This window comes from Streptomyces sp. NBC_01092, from assembly GCF_045039535.1.
Lineage (GTDB): Bacteria > Actinomycetota > Actinomycetes > Streptomycetales > Streptomycetaceae > Streptomyces.
Window position 1 is genome coordinate 6,427,363 of the sequence record NZ_CP108659.1, and the last position, 18,357, is coordinate 6,445,719.

17 protein-coding genes are annotated in these 18,357 nt (G+C 70.4%); 11 read left to right on the top strand and 6 right to left on the bottom strand.

Features of this window, described 5'->3' with window-relative positions; translation table 11 throughout:
- Window positions 1–6: 6 nt before the first annotated feature.
- A complete protein-coding gene (locus OG254_RS29465; RefSeq protein WP_147995173.1) occupies window positions 7–489 on the top strand; it encodes a poly-gamma-glutamate biosynthesis protein PgsC/CapC in 483 nt (160 codons plus the stop codon).
- A gap of 17 nt (window positions 490–506) precedes the next feature.
- Window positions 507–1,583, top strand: a complete 1,077-nt coding sequence (locus OG254_RS29470; RefSeq protein ID WP_405587466.1) for an NlpC/P60 family protein — start codon at window positions 507–509, stop codon at window positions 1,581–1,583.
- A gap of 24 nt (window positions 1,584–1,607) precedes the next feature.
- Here the strand turns inward: OG254_RS29470 and OG254_RS29475 are convergent, their stop codons facing one another.
- Entirely contained in the window at window positions 1,608–2,492 is an 885-nt protein-coding gene (locus tag OG254_RS29475; protein ID WP_405587469.1) for a hypothetical protein, read from the bottom strand.
- A 1,090-nt stretch (window positions 2,493–3,582) separates the two neighbouring features.
- Here OG254_RS29475 and rplM point away from each other — a divergent pair.
- The 4 genes from rplM (at window position 3,583) to OG254_RS29495 (ending at window position 6,846) form a co-directional block, all read left to right on the top strand.
- Window positions 3,583–4,026: a 50S ribosomal protein L13 gene (gene rplM / locus OG254_RS29480; RefSeq protein WP_147995176.1), complete on the top strand. Its 444-nt coding sequence runs from the start codon at window positions 3,583–3,585 to the stop codon at window positions 4,024–4,026.
- A gap of 42 nt (window positions 4,027–4,068) precedes the next feature.
- The gene (gene rpsI / locus OG254_RS29485; protein ID WP_147995177.1) at window positions 4,069–4,593 is read left to right on the top strand and encodes a 30S ribosomal protein S9; all 525 of its coding nucleotides are present in this window, start codon (window positions 4,069–4,071) and stop codon (window positions 4,591–4,593) included.
- 235 nt (window positions 4,594–4,828) lie between these two features.
- A complete protein-coding gene (gene glmM / locus OG254_RS29490) occupies window positions 4,829–6,187 on the top strand; it encodes a phosphoglucosamine mutase (protein WP_405587473.1) in 1,359 nt (452 codons plus the stop codon).
- Window positions 6,188–6,321: 134 nt separating this feature from the next.
- Window positions 6,322–6,846: a hypothetical protein gene (locus OG254_RS29495; RefSeq protein WP_405587476.1), complete on the top strand. Its 525-nt coding sequence runs from the start codon at window positions 6,322–6,324 to the stop codon at window positions 6,844–6,846.
- On the opposite strand, the gene OG254_RS29500 is transcribed toward OG254_RS29495, so the two are convergent.
- Complete coding sequence (locus OG254_RS29500; protein WP_405587479.1) at window positions 6,843–7,790, bottom strand: DUF389 domain-containing protein; 948 nt, start codon at window positions 7,788–7,790, stop codon at window positions 6,843–6,845. The genes OG254_RS29495 and OG254_RS29500 overlap by 4 nt on opposite strands.
- A 16-nt stretch (window positions 7,791–7,806) precedes the next feature.
- Window positions 7,807–8,796, bottom strand: coding sequence for a type I pantothenate kinase (gene coaA / locus OG254_RS29505; protein ID WP_405587482.1), 990 nt, complete (start codon window positions 8,794–8,796; stop codon window positions 7,807–7,809).
- A gap of 168 nt (window positions 8,797–8,964) precedes the next feature.
- Here coaA and OG254_RS29510 point away from each other — a divergent pair, with 168 nt between their 5' ends.
- From OG254_RS29510 to glmS, 3 genes are all read left to right on the top strand, one after another.
- A complete protein-coding gene (locus OG254_RS29510; RefSeq protein ID WP_405587485.1) occupies window positions 8,965–9,981 on the top strand; it encodes an ATP-binding cassette domain-containing protein in 1,017 nt (338 codons plus the stop codon).
- Window positions 9,978–10,787, top strand: coding sequence for an ABC transporter permease (locus tag OG254_RS29515; protein ID WP_405587488.1), 810 nt, complete (start codon window positions 9,978–9,980; stop codon window positions 10,785–10,787). The genes OG254_RS29510 and OG254_RS29515 overlap by 4 nt, the downstream gene beginning before the upstream one ends.
- A gap of 93 nt (window positions 10,788–10,880) precedes the next feature.
- The gene (gene glmS, locus OG254_RS29520) at window positions 10,881–12,728 is read left to right on the top strand and encodes a glutamine--fructose-6-phosphate transaminase (isomerizing) (protein ID WP_405587491.1); all 1,848 of its coding nucleotides are present in this window, start codon (window positions 10,881–10,883) and stop codon (window positions 12,726–12,728) included.
- 6 nt (window positions 12,729–12,734) lie between these two features.
- On the opposite strand, the gene OG254_RS29525 is transcribed toward glmS, so the two are convergent.
- The 3 genes from OG254_RS29525 to OG254_RS29535 all read right to left on the bottom strand — a co-directional run bounded on the left by OG254_RS29525 (window position 12,735) and on the right by OG254_RS29535 (window position 15,980).
- The gene (locus tag OG254_RS29525; RefSeq protein ID WP_405587494.1) at window positions 12,735–13,919 is read right to left on the bottom strand and encodes an FAD-dependent monooxygenase; all 1,185 of its coding nucleotides are present in this window, start codon (window positions 13,917–13,919) and stop codon (window positions 12,735–12,737) included.
- A 186-nt stretch (window positions 13,920–14,105) separates the two neighbouring features.
- Window positions 14,106–15,542: an NAD(P)H-hydrate dehydratase gene (locus OG254_RS29530; RefSeq protein ID WP_405587497.1), complete on the bottom strand. Its 1,437-nt coding sequence runs from the start codon at window positions 15,540–15,542 to the stop codon at window positions 14,106–14,108.
- A gap of 66 nt (window positions 15,543–15,608) precedes the next feature.
- A complete protein-coding gene (locus OG254_RS29535; RefSeq protein WP_405587499.1) occupies window positions 15,609–15,980 on the bottom strand; it encodes a holo-ACP synthase in 372 nt (123 codons plus the stop codon).
- A gap of 99 nt (window positions 15,981–16,079) precedes the next feature.
- Here OG254_RS29535 and OG254_RS29540 point away from each other — a divergent pair, with 99 nt between their 5' ends.
- Both OG254_RS29540 and alr read left to right on the top strand, forming a co-directional pair.
- The gene (locus tag OG254_RS29540) at window positions 16,080–16,982 is read left to right on the top strand and encodes a L,D-transpeptidase family protein (RefSeq protein ID WP_351196217.1); all 903 of its coding nucleotides are present in this window, start codon (window positions 16,080–16,082) and stop codon (window positions 16,980–16,982) included.
- 69 nt (window positions 16,983–17,051) lie between these two features.
- A complete protein-coding gene (gene alr / locus OG254_RS29545; protein WP_405587502.1) occupies window positions 17,052–18,218 on the top strand; it encodes an alanine racemase in 1,167 nt (388 codons plus the stop codon).
- The last annotated feature ends 139 nt before the right edge of the window (window positions 18,219–18,357 follow it).

An 18,357-nucleotide genomic window follows, 5' to 3' on the forward strand; every position in this document is an offset into this window, starting at 1 on the left:
ACCCCGTTGACCACCGCCGCCCTGACCCCAGAGATGGCTGCCCTCGGCATCGCCATAGGCCTGTTCTTCTCGCTGCTCTGCTATCTCACGACCAACCTGTCGCCCGGCGGCATGATCACACCCGGCTGGATCGCGCTCACCCTCATCGAGGACCTGCAGCGCGCGGCCATGGTGGTGGGCGTCACCGCCCTGACCTACGGCGGCACCAAGATCATGCAGCGGCTGGTGATCCTCTACGGCAAGCGGCTGTTCGCCGCCGTGGTGCTGCTGGGCGTGCTGTTGCAGGCCACGGTGATGATCGTGCTCTCGCTCGAGTTCCCGCTGCTGTACGGCAACCAGACGCTCGGCTTCATCGTGCCGGGCCTGATCGCCTACCAGATGGTGCGCCAGCCCAAGGGGGCCACGCTGCTGGCCACCGGCACCGTCTCCCTCATGGCCTACATCGTCGTCGCCGCCGGCCTGCTGCTCGGCGTCATGCCGACCGTCTGAGAATCCAGGAGCAAACGATGGCAGGGAAGAAGAAATCGCGGCCCGTCGTCACGGGCCTGGTGCTGCTGGCGCTCGTCGGCACCTCCGGCTACCTCACGGTGGAGCTGCGGGGGCAGGACGAACAGGGCGTCACCGAGGTGCGCAACGTCGGCGTGCTGGAGGGCGGCCGCAGCACCGGCGCCACCTCCGACACCGGCAAGGAGACCTGGTCCCGGCTGGAGAACCCGGCGCGGTCCGTGCTGCGCGGGGGCGACGGCCAGATCAAGGCCGTGTTCACGGACGGCGCCCGCACCGCGACGCTGACGGGGCCGGCCCGCACCTTCCAGGAGCCGACCTCGACCGCGTCCAAGGTCAGCACCACGGACTGGGTGCGGCTGATGCCGGAGCCCTGGGCCAAGGGCGCGGAGCAGAAGAAGTGGTTCAAGGACTGGTACGCCGAGTTCAAGGACAGCAAGAAGGACGACATCTTCGCCTTCGCGTTCCAGTACGTGGCGGGCGCACCGGTGAAGAAGGACGCGGAGGGCACCGTCTACGCCGGTGACGCGAACTTCGGCCCGCTGAACGCGACCGGGGCCGAGGGCGGCGACCTGCGTCTGGAGCAGTCCGACTTCTACGACTACCTCGGTGTGCAGTACCCGTTCCGGGACGGCGTCGTCGGGCAGCCGGAGAGCACGCGGGCCCGCTCCATCGACTGCTCGGGCTTCATGCGCATGGTGCTCGGCTACCGGGCCCGGTTCCCCCTGATGTCCTCGGACACCTCCGGCGACGGCTTGCCCCGCACCGCCAACGGCATGGCCCGCTCCAAGGTGGGCGTCGACATCCTGCCGCTCGCCGGTCTCTCGGCGGGGGACCGGCCGTCCGCCATCGACCAGCTCCAGCCGGGCGACCTCGTCTTCTTCAAGCTCGACACGCGCACCGCCCAGCGACTCGACCACGTCGGCATGGTCCTCGGCCATGACACCGAAGGGCACCTGATCTTCGTGTCGAGCCGCGAGGAGGTCAACGGGCCCACCATCGGCGACGTCGGCGGTGTGTCCCGGCTCGACGGCAACGGCTACTACGCGAAGACGCTGCGCAGCGCGAAGCGCCTGTAGGCGGGCCCGTGGGGCGGCGGCCGCCTACTCGTTGGCCGCCGCCGACGCCTGTGCCTGACCCCGCCTGAGGATCTGGCGGAAGGTGAACTCCTCCAACTCGTCGCTCACCTGGAAGGCCGCGGTGTCCTTGTCCGTCATGTCCTTGCCGTTGGTGAAGCCCGTGATGGTGAAGTAGGCGTAGCGGCCGTAGGAGTTGGACGTCGACAGGCAGACGGACGAGGTGCAGAAGTCCTTGATGCCCTTGCCGGACAGCGACCTGATGATGTCCTTCTTGGTGTTCACCTGGCCCTTGACCTTGGTGGCCTGCGCCGCGGTGTCGAAGACGGCCACGCCGACCGTCACCGCGATGCCGTCCTTCACGTACGACACGCGCATGAAGCGGGTGCAGTCGCTGTTGGTGACGATCTTCGGGAGCCCGCCCTTGGTGACCGCGGAGCAGCTCTTGGTGTCGTCCGTCGCGCCCTTCTTGTACACCGCGCCGCCCACCGTCAGCTGGGTGCCCGGGAAGAGGATCTGAACGCCGAGCGGAGCGGTGTCCTTGCTCTTGCTGGAGATGAAGTCCTTCGGATCCAGCGGCGGCGGAGCGCTCGTCGACGCGAACGACGGGGCGGCGCCCGACTCGCTCGGCAGGTCCGCGGTCCCGGGCAGCTGCGAAGACGGTTTGCTCGAGGCGGAATTGCCGTCGTTCGCGGACACCACGGCCACGGCGACGGCGGCACCGATGGCGACGGTGGCCAGCGCGCCGCCGCCGACGAACAGCAGCCGACGACGCTTGTTGCGGGTCTCGGAGGCCTCGGCGAGCGCGGCCCAGTCCGGGGTCTGATCGGCGCCGCTGTTCCACGGCTGCTGGGATTGCGGTGTCCAGGGGTCCCACTGGGACTGGGGTCCCCCCTGCTGCCCATAGCTCATGGGGCGCATCTTAGACGGAGCTGGGGTGTGCCGGTCCGCCCCAAGAGGCGCACAGGCCCCTGGCGTTCAGTCGATGAGCGAGTACAAAGGCGACATCTCCGGGCGGTTGGTACGACGCGCCTCGTGGCATCTGTGGGTCGCGCTCGGGGCCACGCTGGGGACTCTCGTGGCGCGGACGGTGCGGCTGACCTCGGACGGAGGGATGGACCACGCGATCGTCGCGCGGGCGGCGCGGGTGCGGCCGGCCGGCGGTTCTCGGTATGACGACCCCCACTTCCTCTACTTGCCGAGCGCGGTGATGGCGGCGGCTCCCTGGACGGTGGTCCCGAGGGGTGTGCTGAGCGTGCTGGTGCCGGTGGTGGTGACCGGCTGTCGGGTCGGGGGCTGGGTCTGCGCGCTACGGCTGCACGGCGTCCCGGTGCGCAGCCGCTTCGCGGCCCTGGGGCTGATCGGGCTTGCGGCCGGGTTCGCGCCGTTCGCCCGTGCTCGGTGCGGCGGTCGCGTTGAAGCCGCTGCTGGCGCCGGTGGCGTTGCTCGCGCGGCAGTGGCGGGGGCTGGCGGGGAGGGTCGGGGTGCCGGTGGTCCGGGGGGGGGGGCCTGGTTCTGGCTGGTGCTGGTGCCGCAGCTGCCCGGAGTGACGTGGCCCTGTCTGGAGGCGACGCAGCGCAGGGCCTTTCTGGATGCGGTGACGTTGTGTGGAGTAGCGGTTACGGTGGGCGTTCGTTGCTGGACGGATGCGAGGCGTATGTCGCCCCCGCCGCCCCCTGCCCGTCCCGCCTTCAAAGGGCTCGGCCCCTTCGGCTCTGTCTTGAGGGGGACGGTCGGCTCGGGCCGGGCGGTTACTCTGGGGGTAGACAGCAGAGGTGTCCGTGGGCGACCCGTTTTGACCCGGCCGTGGCGCCGCAGGTATCCTGCATGTTCGTTGTGTATTGGCTTGCTCATTCTCACGGGACGGGCCCTTACACCGGTCCACCGGGCCGATGACCAGCAATCCCACGTACGCGGTATGCGTCGCCGCAGTGGCTCAGGCTGTCGTGATCGTTTCGGTGACCTGTTCAGGTCCATTCAATCGAAGCGAAGGCTACGAACCGTGCGTACGTACAGCCCCAAGCCCGGCGATGTGACGCGCCAGTGGCACGTCATCGACGCCCAGGACGTTGTCCTGGGTCGTCTCGCCACCACCGCCGCGTCCCTTCTGCGGGGCAAGCACAAGCCGATCTACGCCCCTCACGTCGACACCGGTGACTTCGTCGTCATCATCAACGCCGACAAGGTGCACCTCTCCGGCAACAAGCGCACCCAGAAGATGGCGTACCGCCACTCCGGCTACCCGGGTGGTCTGCGCTCCGTCCGTTACGACGAGCTGCTCGACAAGAACCCCGAGAAGGCCATCGAGAAGGCCGTCAAGGGCATGCTCCCCAAGAACACGCTGGGCCGTCAGATGCTCTCGAAGCTGAAGGTCTACAAGGGTGACCAGCACCCGCACGGCGCGCAGCAGCCGCAGCCGTACGAGATCACCCAGGTCGCGCAGTAAGTCCGGCCACCCCCTAAGACTGAAGAGAATCTGAGGAGAATCGTGGCCGAGACCACTGCCGAGCAGCCGCTCGACGAGAACGTCGAGAACATCGACATCGACAGCTACACCACCGAGTCCGAGGTTCCGGTGGAGGGTGAGTACACCTCCGAGTCCCTCGCCTCGCGCTTCGGTGAGCCCCAGCCCGCCGCGGGCCTGGGCCGTCGCAAGAACGCCATTGCTCGTGTCCGGATCGTTCCGGGCACCGGCAAGTGGAAGATCAACGGTCGCACCCTTGAGGACTACTTCCCCAACAAGGTGCACCAGCAGGAAGTCAACGAGCCCTTCAAGGTGCTCGAGCTCGAGGGTCGCTACGACGTCATCGCCCGCATCGCGGGTGGCGGTGTCTCCGGTCAGGCCGGCGCCCTGCGCCTCGGCGTGGCCCGTGCCCTGAACGAGGCCGACGTGGACAACAACCGCGGCGCCCTCAAGAAGGCCGGCTTCCTCCGCCGCGACGACCGTGCGGTCGAGCGCAAGAAGGCCGGTCTGAAGAAGGCCCGCAAGGCCCCGCAGTACAGCAAGCGCTAAGCGCAAGCTGCCTCTGCTCGTACTCCGGTACTCCGAACGCCCCGGCGGCACGCCACAGTGCCGCCGGGGCGTTCGTCTTATCCCCGGGCTCGGGCGTATAACGGCACAAGGCGTTCAAAGGCTTGTGTGATCCGATGCCCAGGCATGGAATGCCTGGAAGCGGCAGTCCTCGGCGATGTGCGCTACAGCGTGCGCCGGCTCCGCATCCGGAACTGATGTTTCCTCAGGAGGACAAGTGGGACGACTCTTCGGCACGGACGGCGTGCGTGGTGTCGCCAACGCGGATCTGACGGCCGAGATGGCGCTCGGACTGTCCGTGGCGGCGGCGCACGTACTGGCCGAGGCGGGCACCTTCGAGGGCCACCGGGCGACTGCGGTGGTCGGAAGAGACCCGCGCGCGTCCGGGGAGTTCCTGGAGGCCGCCGTGGTCGCGGGCCTCGCGAGCGCCGGCGTGGACGTCCTGCGCGTCGGTGTGCTGCCGACGCCGGCGGTGGCGTTCCTCACAGGCGCGCTCGGCGCCGACCTCGGCGTCATGCTCTCCGCCAGCCACAACGCCATGCCCGACAACGGCATCAAGTTCTTCGCCCGCGGCGGTCACAAGCTCGCCGACGAGCTGGAGGACCGTATCGAGACCGTCTACGACGAGCATCGGCACGGTGAGCCGTGGGAGCGGCCCACGGGTTCGGCCGTCGGGCGTGTGCGGTCCTATGACCAGGGGTTCGAAGAGTACGTCGCCCACCTCCTCGGCGTGCTGCCCAACCCGCTGGACGGGCTGAAGGTCGTCCTCGACGAGGCGCACGGCGCGGCCGCGGGGGTCTCTCCCGAGGCGTTCACGCGGGCCGGGGCCGAGATCGTCACCATCGGGGCCGAGCCCGACGGGCTCAACATCAACGACGGCTGCGGTTCCACGCATCTGGACAAGCTGAAGGCCGCGGTGGCGGAGCACGGTGCCGACCTCGGTATCGCGCACGACGGTGACGCCGACCGTTGCCTCGCCGTCGACCACACCGGTGCGGAAGTGGACGGCGACCAGATCCTCGCCGTGCTCGCGCTCGCGATGCGGGAGCGGTCCGAGCTGCGGGCCGGGACGGTCGTTGCGACCGTGATGTCCAACCTCGGGTTCAAGCTCGCCATGGAGCGTGAGGGCATCGCCCTGGTGCAGACCGCGGTCGGCGACCGGTATGTGCTGGAGGAGATGAAGGAGCACGGGTTCGCCCTGGGCGGCGAGCAGTCCGGGCACGTCATCATCCTCGATCACGCCACCACCGGCGACGGCACGCTGACCGGGCTTCTGCTGGCGGCGCGGGTCGCGCAGACCGGCCGTACGCTCAAGGACCTCGCGTCCGTCATGGAGCGGCTGCCGCAGGTGCTGATCAATGTGCCCGACGTGGACAGGTCGCGGGTGAAGACGTCGGCGGAGCTCGCGTCGGCGGTCACGGAGGCCGAGCGGGAACTCGGGTCCACCGGGCGGGTGTTGCTCCGGCCGTCGGGCACCGAGCCGTTGGTGCGTGTGATGGTCGAGGCCGCGGACATCGATCAGGCCCGGTCGGTGGCGGGGCGGCTGGCCGATGCCGTGAAGTCGGCTCTGGGTTAGTTCCGCGGACGCGCAAAGCCGTCCGGGGCGGATCCGTCCTCCTGCCCCGGCGGCGCAACAAAGAGTGCGCTACCGGTGACTGATTGTTTCACTTTCGTTGAGGGGGCTGCCCGGACGAAAGAGGGAAACACCGCATGAAGATCGTGAGCAGCACCCTGAAGCGAGGGGTCGGTCCGGCCCTGGCCGCCGGTCTCGTCGTGACCGCTCTCGCCACCCCGGCGGCGGCCCAGACCCCCGGCTCCACCGCGTTCCGGGTATTCGGCACCGCCTTCCTCAGCGCGCGGGCCGGAGTGGCCAACCACATGACGGCCAGCGTCGTCAGTGGTCGTCTGGTCCTCATGGACACCACGGGCGTCGCGGTGGGACCGGGGTGCACCCGGCTGTCGGCCACGAGCGCCGACTGCGGCAGCGCCGCCACCGTCGGGCGGCTCGCGATCGGACTGGCCGACGGGAACGACAGCTTCCAGGGGATGGTCACGCTGCGGACCACCGTCGATGCGGGCCCGGGCGTCGACACCGTGGCGACCGGCAGCGGCGGCGACACGATCGGCGTGAACGACGGCATGCCCGGTGACACGGTGAGCTGCAACGGCGGCTCCGACGTGGTGTTCCGCGACGCCGGTGACAGCATCGCCGCGGACTGCGAGCGTCGCTTCTAGACGCCGCCCGCCTTCGCCGTACGCTCGCGCTGCCTGGTCCACAGCCATTTCTGGGCCAGCAGTGTGAGCGTGCCGGCCAGGACGATGCCGAGCAGGTTCAGCAGGAGCTGTTCGGTGGAGCCCCAGGCCTGCTTGTACTCGCCGTAGCTGAAGGCCACCGCCGCGTTCGCGGCCGCCGGGACGGTGGTCACCGAGATGGCGACGCCGACGAGGGCGCCCGACTTGGACGAGGTCAGGGACAGGGTGCCCGCGCAGCCCGCCAGGACGGCCACGACGAACGAGAACCAGTCGGGCCGGTAGATGAAGTTCGTGTTGGGACGTTCGGCGTCCAGTTGCTCGACGCTGAACAGATTCACGCCGTCCATGAAGTAGCTGAAGCCCACCGTCACCACCATGGCCACGGCGAAGCCCACCAGCAGCGCGTTCAACGAGCGCAGCGCCAGGCGGGGCGCCCGCTGGACGATCGCCGTGCTGAAGCCCGCCAACGGCCCGAACTCCGGGCCGACCGCCATCGCGCCCACGATCAGGATCGCGTTGTCGAGCACGACACCGCAGGCCGCGATCATCGTGGCGAGCGTGATGAACGCGAGGTAGGTGACGGAGAGGGTCGACTCCTCGTGCGTCGCCTCCGTCAGGTGCTCCCAGAGCACCGCGTCCGCACCCTCGCCCGGCGCCTCCTCCTCGGCCTTGTCTGCCCGCTTGGACAGCGACAGGTCGATGTTCTCGACGGCGATGGAGCCGGACTCCTCGATGCCCAACTGCTGGAGGCTGGTGAGGAGTTCGTCGCCAGCCTCGCGCGCCACGTCACACAGGACCAGGTCCCCTACGGGGTTGCGGGCGGCGCCCGGCAGGACGGCGAGGTGGGTCGTCCCCACCGTCCCCTCGATCAGGCGGACCACCGCGTCGGTCTTGTCGGCCGGTGTGATCAGGCGCAGGTGCAGCATGGGGGCAGGTTAGCCGTCACAACTTGCGCAGGCTCAGCCGCTGCACCTTGTGGTCCGGGCCCTTGCGGACGACCAGAGTGGCTCGGCCGCGGGTGGGGGCGATGTTCTCGACCAGGTTGGGTTTGTTGATCGTGCGCCACATCGTGCGGGCGTAGTCGAGGGCTTCGTCCTCGGACACCTGGGTGTACTTGCGGAAGTACGAGGAGGGGTTCTGGAAGGCGGTCTCGCGCAGTCGCTTGAAGCGGTTGAGGTACCAGTGCTCGATGTCCTCGGTGCGGGCGTCGACGTACACGCTGAAGTCGAAGTAGTCGGCGAGGCCGACCCGGGTGCGGCCGTCCTTGCCGGGGAGGGCGGGCTGCAGGACGTTCAGGCCCTCGACGATCAGGATGTCGGGGCGGCGGACGGTGAGGCGCTGGTCCGGGACGATGTCGTAGATCAGGTGGGAGTAGACGGGTGCCGTGACCTCGTCCTTGCCCGCCTTGATGTCGGCGACGAAGCGGGTGAGGGCGCGGCGGTCGAAGGACTCCGGGAAACCCTTGCGCGACATCAGGCCGCGAGCCTGGAGCTCCTTCGTGGGCAGCAGGAAGCCGTCGGTGGTGACCAGCTCCACGCGCGGGTGCTCGGGCCAGCGCGAGAGCAGGGCCTGCAGGAGGCGGGCGACCGTGGACTTGCCCACGGCTACCGAGCCGGCGACCCCTATGACGAACGGGGTGCCGGACTGGGAGCCCTGTTCGCCGAGGAAGGTGTTCAGCGCGCCTCTGAGGCCGTCGGTGGCGCCGACGTAGAGGTTGAGCAGGCGGGAGAGCGGGAGGTAGATGTCCCGCACCTCGTCGAGGTCGATGACATCGCCGAGGCCGCGCAGCTTCTCGACCTCCTCCGCGGTGAGCGGCAGCGGGGTCTTGTCCCGCAGCGCGCTCCACTCCGAGCGGGTGAGGTCCACGTAGGGAGTCGCCTCCGGCCGCTGCCGGTGGGCGCTCCGGGGTATCGAGGAGACCGGAGAGATCACAGTCCATTGTTACGGGAGTACGAACGGACGGCGGGGTGGGATCCGTCACTCGATGGCTTTTGGGGGAAATCCAGACAAGGCGCGGAATGTCAGTGGCGTGCGTCACAGTTGTGGAAGAGGTGGGCCCGGGCCGGGGTCCACGGGTCCACGAACCCCGAGGGGTGACCCATGACGACGTATGCGATAGAGGCGGAAGGCCTGGTCAAGCGGTTCAAGGAGACCGAAGCGCTGGCCGGGGTCGACCTGGCGGCCCGCAGGGGCTCGGTGCTCGGCCTGCTGGGGCCCAACGGCGCGGGGAAGACGACCGCGGTGCGGATCTTCGCGACGCTCCTTCGGCCCGACGGGGGCAGGGCACACGTGGCCGGTCACGACGTGGTCCGGGAGGCCGGCGCCGTCCGGGCCATGGTCGGGCTGACCGGGCAGTACGCGGCCGTGGACGAGAACCTGACCGGCACGGAGAACCTGCTGCTCATCGGGCGTCTGCTGGGGCTGCCACGCCGGGAGGCGCGGGCTCGGGCGGCCGAGCTGCTGGAGCGCTTCCAGCTGTCGGACGCGGCCGGGCGGGCCGCGAAGACGTACTCGGGCGGGATGCGCAGGCGCCTGGACCTCGCGGCCAGCCTGGTGGGCCGGCCCAGCATCCTCTTCCTCGACGAACCGACGACCGGCCTGGACCCGCACAGTCGCGGTGAGCTGCGGGACCTGCTGCGGGGACTGGTCGCGGACGGTGCCACGGCCCTGCTGACCACGCAGTATCTGAACGAGGCCGATGTGCTCGCCGACGACATCGTGGTGATCGACAAGGGGCGGGTGATCGCCAAGGGCACGCCCGACGAGCTGAAGTCCCAGGTCGGCGGGCAGGTGCTGGAGCTGAGGCCGGTGCTGGGGCAGGACCTCGCGCGGGCGCATGTGCTGGTGGCCGGGGCGGCCGGTCCGCAGGCCCGGATCGAGGGCGAGATGATCACCGCGCCGGTGAAGGAGCCCGAGCTGATGCCGGCCGTCGTGCGCACGCTGGACCGGGAGGGCATCGCGGTGGGGGAGCTGGCGCTGCGGCGTTCGTCGCTGGACGAGGTGTTCCTGGCGCTGACCGGGCACCGGGCCGAGCCGGGCGAGGCGGAGGGAGACGGCGGGGCGGCCGTTCGGGACGACGAGGTGAGTGAGCTGGAGAAGGCGGTGAGCCGGTCATGACCGCCACGACCGTCACGGCGCCCCTCACCAAGTCGGGGCGCGTGCGGCCGATGGACGGGCTGCGGCAGACCTTCACGATGGCCTGGCGGAGTCTGGTCGCGGTCAAGCACAACCCGCTGGAGCTGGTCGACTACAGCATCACGCCCATCATGTTCGTGTTCCTCTTCACGTTCGTGCTGGGCGGGCAGATGGCCGGGTCGCCCGAGGCGTATCTGAAGTACGCGCTGCCGGGGATCATCGTCCAGAACACGTTGTTCATGACGATGTACACGGCGATGGCGTTGAACACCGACCTCACCAAGGGCGTCTTCGACCGTCTGCGCAGCCTCCCGATCGCCCGCTCCGCCCCGCTCGTCGGCCGCATCACCGCGGACCTCGCCAAGCATGTCTGGGCGCTGCTGCTGATGATCGGCCTCGGTCTGCTCCTCGGCTTCCGGATCACGGGCGGGTTCGGCGGGTTCCTGCTCGGGACACTGCTCGTGGTCGTGTTCGCGGCGGCGGTGTCGTGGGGCGCGGTGCTCATCGGGATGCTCGCCGGGGACGCGGAGAAGGTGCAGGCCTTCGCCTTCACGATCATCTTCCCGATCACCTTCACGAGCAGCGCGTTCGTGATGGTGGACACCATGCCGGGATGGCTGCAGGCGTGGAGCGACGTGAATCCGGTGACGCATCTTTCGGACGCGTTCCGGGGGTTGTTGCTGGGCGGGCCTGTGGCTGAGCCGGTTCTGTGGTCGTTGGTCTGGGCGGCCGGGATCGCGGTGGTGTTCTATCCGTTGGCCATGCGGGCCTATCGGGCCAAGACGTGAGGGTTGTCGAGGCGTTCGTACTGCGGTGTGGATTTCCGATTTCGGGCACGCTGTTGCCCTTTCGGGCGCTGATTTGGTCGTAGGCTGCCGCGCATGTGCGGAATCGTGGGATACGTGGGGTCGCAGTCGGCGCTTGAGGTTGTGACGGCCGGGCTGAGGCGGCTGGAGTACCGGGGGTACGACTCGGCGGGGGTTGCCGTGCTCGCGGACGGAGGGCTGGCCGGCGCGAAGAAGGCGGGCAAGCTGGTCAATCTGGAGAAGGAGTTGACGCAGCGGCCGTTGCCGACCGGGACCACGGGGATCGGGCATACACGGTGGGCCACGCACGGGGGGCCGACCGACGCGAATGCTCATCCGCATCTCGACAATGCCGGACGGGTGGCCGTCGTGCACAACGGCATCATCGAGAACTTCGCCTCTCTGCGCGCCGAGTTGGAGGAGCGTGGGCACGAGCTGGCCTCCGAGACCGACACCGAGGTCGTCGCGCATCTGCTGGCCGAGGAGTTCTCCGTCTGTGCCGATCTCGCCGAGGCCATGCGGCTGGTGTGCCGGCGGCTGGACGGCGCGTTCACGCTCGTGGCGGTGCACGCCGACGACCCGGACGTGGTCGTCGGGGCGCGACGGAACTCGCCGCTCGTGGTGGGCGTTGGGGAGGGTGAGGCCTTTCTCGCCTCGGACGTCGCCGCGTTCATCGATCACACGCGGTCGGCGATCGAGCTGGGGCAGGACCAGGTCGTGGAGCTGCGGCGGGACGGGGTGACCGTCACCGGGTTCGACGGGCGTCCGGCGCAGGTGCGGTCGTATCGCATCGACTGGGACGCCGCCGCCGCGGAAAAGGGGGGCTATGACTACTTCATGCTCAAGGAGATCGCCGAGCAGCCCAAGGCGGTCGCCGATACGTTGCTGGGGCGTATCGACGCGTCCGGTTCGCTGACGCTGGACGAGGTGCGGATCAGCGCCTCCGAGCTGCGGGAAGTCGACAAGGTCGTCATCATCGCCTGCGGTACGGCCTTTCACGCCGGGCTGATCGCCAAGTACGCCATCGAGCACTGGACCCGGGTTCCGTGCGAGGTGGAATTGGCCAGTGAGTTCCGGTACCGGGATCCGATCCTCGATCACCAGACCCTCGTCATCGCCATCTCCCAGTCCGGCGAAACCATGGACACCCTCATGGCGCTCCGGCACGCCCGTGAACAGGGCGCCAAGGTGCTGGCGATCTGCAACACCAACGGGTCGACGATTCCGCGTGAGTCGGATGCGGTGCTGTATACGCATGCCGGGCCCGAGGTCGCCGTCGCCTCGACGAAGGCGTTTCTGACACAGTTGGTGGCCTGCTATCTCGTCGCGCTGTATCTGGGGCAGGTGCGGGGCACCAAGTGGGGTGACGAGATCGGGGCCGTCATCCGGGATCTGTCGCACATCTCCGGTGAGGTGGAGCGGGTGCTGGAGACCATGGAGCCGGTGCGGGAGCTGGCGCGGTCGCTGGCCGCGAAGAAGACGGTGCTGTTCCTCGGGCGGCATGTGGGATATCCGGTGGCGCTGGAGGGGGCGCTGAAGCTGAAGGAGCTCGCCTACATGCATGCCGAGGGGTTTGCGGCGGGGGAGTTGAAGCATGGGCCGATCGCGCTGATCGAGGACGATCTGCCGGTGGTTGTCGTGGTGCCGTCGCCTCGGGGGCGGTCGGTTCTGCACGACAAGATCGTGTCCAACATCCAGGAGATTCGGGCCCGCGGTGCGCGGACGATCGTCATCGCGGAGGAGGGGGACGAGGCGGTGGTGCCGTACGCGGATCACCTGATCCGGATTCCGGCCACGCCGACGTTGCTTCAGCCGATGGTGGCGACGGTGCCGCTGCAGGTCTTCGCGTGCGAGCTGGCCACCGCCCGGGGGAACGAGGTGGATCAGCCTCGGAACCTCGCGAAGTCCGTGACGGTGGAGTGAGCGGGCTCAGCGTCCCGGCTCGTCGTCCAGCCCGTCCCTCCTCCTCCACGCCGCCGCCTGCGGCATGAACCTGTTCTCCGCCGCGTGCACCACCATGCGCGCGTTTCTCGCCTCCGCCTCCGGGCCGTCCGGCAGGTGGAAGTCCCTGCCCGCCCGGGTCGAGCCGGCCTGCGTGCTCGTGGCGGTCGGGAGCCGGCGGCCGACGTAGCGGTCGAGGGCGGAGGCGACTTCGGCCGACGTCGTGTCCGTGACGGCGTCTCCCAGTGCCGCCGCGTCCAGGATCGCCTGGGCCGCGCCCTGGGCCTGGAACGGGGTCATCGCGTGGGCGCTGTCGCCGAGGAGGGTCACCCGGCCCACGTTCCAACGGGCCAGCGGGGCCCGGGTGTAGATGCCGTAGCGGAGCACCTGGCCCGCGCGTTCGAGGACGCGTCGTACCCGGGAGTCCCAGCCCGCGAACTCGCGCAGCTGCTCTCCGGGTTCCGCCCGAGCGGTCCAGGACTCCTGTGCCGCCGCCTTCGTGGCGAACACGCCCACGACGTTGAGCAGTTCGCCGCGGCGTACCCAGTAGTGGACGAAGTGGCGGTCCGGGCCGAGCCAGACGCCGAGCGGGGGCAGGCCCAGGTCGGCCACCTCGGCGGACGGGAGCAGGGCCCGGTACGCGGCGGTTCCCGAGAACACCGCCTCGTCCTCGCCGAAGAGCCACTGGCGGGCGGCGGAGCGGATGCCGTCCGCGGCCACCACCAGGTCCGCGCGCAGGCGTTCACCGGTCGCCGTCGTGACGTGCGCGCAGTCGTCGTCCTGGGTGATGTCGACGACCGTCGTGTCCAGGCGCACCGACTCGGGCGGTACCGCGGCGGCCAGGGCCTGGTGCAGATCGGCGCGGTGGAGCAGGAGGTACGGCCCCCCGAACTCCTCCTCGGCCTCGCGGCCCGTCGTGTAGCGGCAGATCTCCGACCCGTCGGACCAGGTGCGGAAGCTGATGTGGGAGGGGTGGGAGGCCTGCGCGGCGACCGCGTCGAGCACGTCCAGCCGGCGCAGCACCCGCGTGGCGTTCGGCGCGAGCTGGATGCCGGCGCCGACCTCGGCGAAGCGGGGTGTCTGCTCGACGAGCGTGACCTCCCAACCCGCCCGGCGCAGACTCAGCGTCGCGGCCAGTCCACCGATTCCGGCCCCCACGACGATCGCCCTCATACGACGGCCCGGCCGGGTGCCCGGCACACAATCGCGGACAGTCGGCGTCCTGACGCGCCGGCCTCAATCCCGTACGTCCCACCGGGCATCCGGCGCGGATTCGCCGACGCGCTCGCCTCAGCCTCGTACGTCCCGCCAGGCACCCGGCCTGGAAACGCCCCTCCCCGGCGGCCTAACGCGTTCCCCTCAACCCCGTACATCCCGCCAAGCATCCGGAATCCCCTCAGCCACGTCGTGCGCCCCCAACGGCGCCCCGTCCGACGTGAATCTCGCCGACAGGCCGTGGAGGTACGCCGCCACGCTCGCAGCATCGAATGGCGGGAGCCCCGTCGCCAGCAGTGATCCCGCCAATCCCGACAGCACATCGCCGCTGCCGGCCGTCGCCAGCCAGGACGTTCCCGTCGGGTTCACCCGGACGGCCCCGGTGCCGCCCGCGTCCGCCACCAGCGTCGTCGAGCCCTTCAACAGCACGGTCGCCGCATACCGCGCCGCCAACTCCCGTACCGAAGCCAGCCGGGCCCCCTCGACCTCCTCCCGGGAGACACCGAGCAGCGCCGCCGCCTCCCCGGCGTGCGGGGTCATCAGGGTCGGTGCCGTACGGCCCCGTACCGCCTCCGCGTCCGCCAGCCGCAGCCCGTCCGCGTCGAGCAGCACCGGTACGTCCGTCGCCAGCACCTCCGCCACGGTTGCCGCGTCGTCCCCGGCGCCCGGGCCGACGACCCAGGCCTGCACGCGCCCCGCCTTCTTCGGCCCCCGGTCCGACACCAGCGTCTCGGGGAACCGGGAGATCACCGCGTCCCCGGCCGGGCCGACGTACCGTACGGCCCCCGCCCCGCCCCGCAGCGCGCCCGCCACGGCCAGTACGGCCGCGCCCGGGTAGCGCGGCGAGCCGGCCGCGATGCCGACGACGCCTCGCCGGTACTTGTCCGACTCCGCCGCGGGCAGCGGCAACAGCCTTGCCACGTCCGCGTGTTGGAGTGCCTCCAGCTCCACCGCGTCCGCCGGCAGCGCCAGTCCGATGTCCACCAGCCGCACCACACCGGCGTACTCCCGCGCCGGATCGATCAGCAGGCCCGGCTTGTGCGTGCCGAAAGTGACGGTGAGGTCGGCCCGCATCGCCGTGCCGCGTACCTCGCCCGTGTCGACGTCCACGCCGCTCGGCAGGTCCACGGCGACGACCGCGGCCCTCGACCGCGCCGCCGCGTCCGCCAGTGGTACCGCCTCCGGTCGCAGGCCGCCCTTGCCGCCGATCCCGACGATGCCGTCCAGGATCAGGTCCGCGCGGTCGAGCAGGTCCCCGGCCGCGTCGATGCCGACCGGGCGGCCACCCGCCCGCCGCAGCGCCGCCAGGCCCTCGGCATGCGCCCGGTCCGGCGACAGCAGTACCGCCGACACCCCCGCTCCGCGCCTTGCCAGCCGGGCCCCGGCGTACAGGGCGTCGCCGCCGTTGTCGCCGCTGCCGATCAGCAGCACGACCCGGCTGCCGTACACCCGGCCCAGTAGATCCGCGCAGGCCGCGGCGAGTCCGGCCGCCGCCCGCTGCATCAGCGTCCCGTCCGGGAGCCGTGCCATCAGCTCTCGTTCGGCCGCCCTTACCGTCTCCACGCCGTACGCAGTCCGCATGCGATCGAGTCTCGCGCACCGGGCGAGGCGCGTCGCATCCATTGACGCTTTGCCGTGGCTTTTGGCTCAGGCCTCCGCCACGACCACCGCCGACGCCACCCCGGCGTCGTGGCTCAGCGACACATGCCAGGACTGCACGCCGAGTTCGGCCGCGCGGGCCGCCACCGTCCCCGTCACCCGCAGGCGGGGCCGGCCGCTGTCCTCGACGTAGACCTCGGCGTCCGTCCAGAGCAGGCCCGCCGGCGCGCCCAGCGCCTTGGCGAGGGCCTCCTTGGCGGCGAAGCGGGCCGCGAGCGAGGCGACGCCCCGGCGGTCCCCGCTGGGCAGCAGCAACTCGCTCTCCAGGAACAGCCGTTCGGCCAGCCCGGGTGTGCGCTCCAGTGCCGCCTCGAACCTGTCGATCTCGGCCACGTCGATACCGACCCCGATGATGCTCATGCCGAGCACCTTATGGGTCCTCGAAAAGGGGCCCTCGAAAGAGTGACCCCGCAGCGCGGCGCCTCCCGAAGGGACGGGCCCCCACGCTTCCCTGTGCCCATGATCAGCGGACGTATCGCATGCCGGAGCATCGCCGTGCTGCTCGCAGGGGCCGCCCTGTTGCCCATCGGCAGTGCCTCGGCCGACCCCGAGGACCCCGTGCCCCCGGCCTCCGGGCCGCAGACGGAACTCGTGCCCGGCCTCCCTTTGAACGCGCTCCCGCTCTGGCAGCAGCCGATCGACACACCCGACCAGGCCATGCCTCCGGAGGTGTACACACCCAGTCCCGAGGAGGAGGCCGTCGAGCCGCGGAAAGCGCCCGTCGGGACGTACGACCTCGTGGAGGAGGTCCATCCCATGGACGCCCTCGGCGACGTGGAGTGCAGCGAGTGGGAGGGCCCCCGCCAGCGGCAGGTCGAGGGATGGCTGAAGGTGAAGGTGGACGGGGAGCAGTCGGAGGCGGACTGCCGGGCCATCCGCGCCTTCCAGAAGAAGCACCGGATCAAGCCCGCCATCGGGTACGCCGGTCCTGTGACATGGGCCACCATGCAGCTCGCTTCCGCCAAGAAGAACCCCAACGCCGCCAAGAAGTGCCCGCAGCGGTCGTACCTCGTGGCCTGCGTCGATCTCGACCGGCAGCTGGCCTGGGTACAGAACGGCAAGAAGGTCGTGTACGGGCCCGTGCACGTGCGCAGCGGGCGGGAGGGATACGGCACGCGGGGCGGCATGCACCGGATCTACTGGCGGCACAAGAACCACGTGTCGACGCTGTACAACAGCCCCATGCCCTACTCCCAGTTCTTCAGCGGGGGCCAGGCCCTGCACGGCGTCTACGGCAACATCTTCAGCGCCGTCGGCTCCATGGGCTGCGTCAACCTCCGCATCGACGAGGCCCGCAAACTGTGGGGCGTGCTGAAGAAGGGCGACCGGGTGTACGTGTGGGGGCACCGGCCGGAAGGCTAAGGCCGGTCGGCGGCCGAGGGGTCCCGGCTCGGCGGTGATGTCGGACCCCTCTGAGACACTGGGGGCGCGATGACAGAGACAACAGCCCTGCGGACCGCGCCCCTGCGAGCCCGCGCCGAGATCGATCTGGCCGCGCTGCGGGCCAACGTGCGGACCCTGCGCGCCCTCGCGCCGCGCGCGGCCCTGATGGCCGTCGTGAAGTCGGACGCGTACGGCCACGGGGCGCAGCAGTGTGCCCGCGCGGCCGTCGAGGCGGGCGCCACCTGGCTGGGTACGGCGACACCCGAGGAGGCCCTCGTGCTGCGGGCCGCCGGGCTGCGCGGCATGCGGATGATGTGCTGGCTGTGGACGCCGGGCGGGCCCTGGCAGGAGGCCATCGAGGCCGACATCGACGTCTCGGTCAGCGGGATGTGGGCCCTGAAGGAGGTCACCGAGGCCGCCCGGCAGATCGGCGCCCCCGCGCGGGTGCAGCTCAAGGCCGACACCGGGCTCGGGCGGGGCGGCTGCCAACCGGGTGACGACTGGGCCGAGCTGGTCCGCGAGGCCCTGAAGGCCGAGGCCGACGGGCTGCTCCGCATCACCGGGCTGTGGTCGCACTTCGCCTGCGCCGACGAGCCCGGGCATCCCTCCATCGCCGCCCAGCTCTCCCGCTTCCGGGAGATGGTGGCGTACGCCGAGGAGCGGGGCGCCCGGCCCGAGGTGCGGCACATCGCGAATTCGCCCGCCACGCTCACCCTCCCGGAGAGCCACTTCGACCTGGTGCGCACGGGCATCGCGACCTACGGCATCTCGCCCAGCCCCGAGCTGGGCAGCCCCGCCGACTTCGGGCTGCGTCCCGTGATGACGCTGTCGGCGTCCCTCGCGCTGGTCAAGCACGTGCCGGGCGGCCATGGCGTCAGCTACGGCCATCGCTACGTCACCCCGGGCGAGACCACCCTCGGCCTCGTCCCGCTGGGCTACGCCGACGGCATCCCGCGGCACGCCTCCGGCGCCGGGCCGGTGCTGGTCGGCGGCAAGTGGCGCACGGTCGCGGGGCGGATCGCGATGGACCAGTTCGTCGTCGACCTGGGCGGGGACGAGCCCGATCCGGGTGCGCAGGCCGTGCTGTTCGGGCCCGGCGACCGCGGTGAGCCCACCGCCGAGGACTGGGCCCAGGCGGCGGGCACCATCGCCTACGAAATCGTCACCCGGATCGGAACGCGCGTTCCACGCGTCTATAGGAATGCGTCCACCTGATGCGGCGCTGTGATGCGGGCTATGTGATGCGTCCATCTGCATGCGGCTAAGTGAATGAGGAACGAGACGGGTATCCCGTAGCGGGACACAGCATCGAAACACCGGCACCATCCACCACCCACGTCACAACGGCACCACC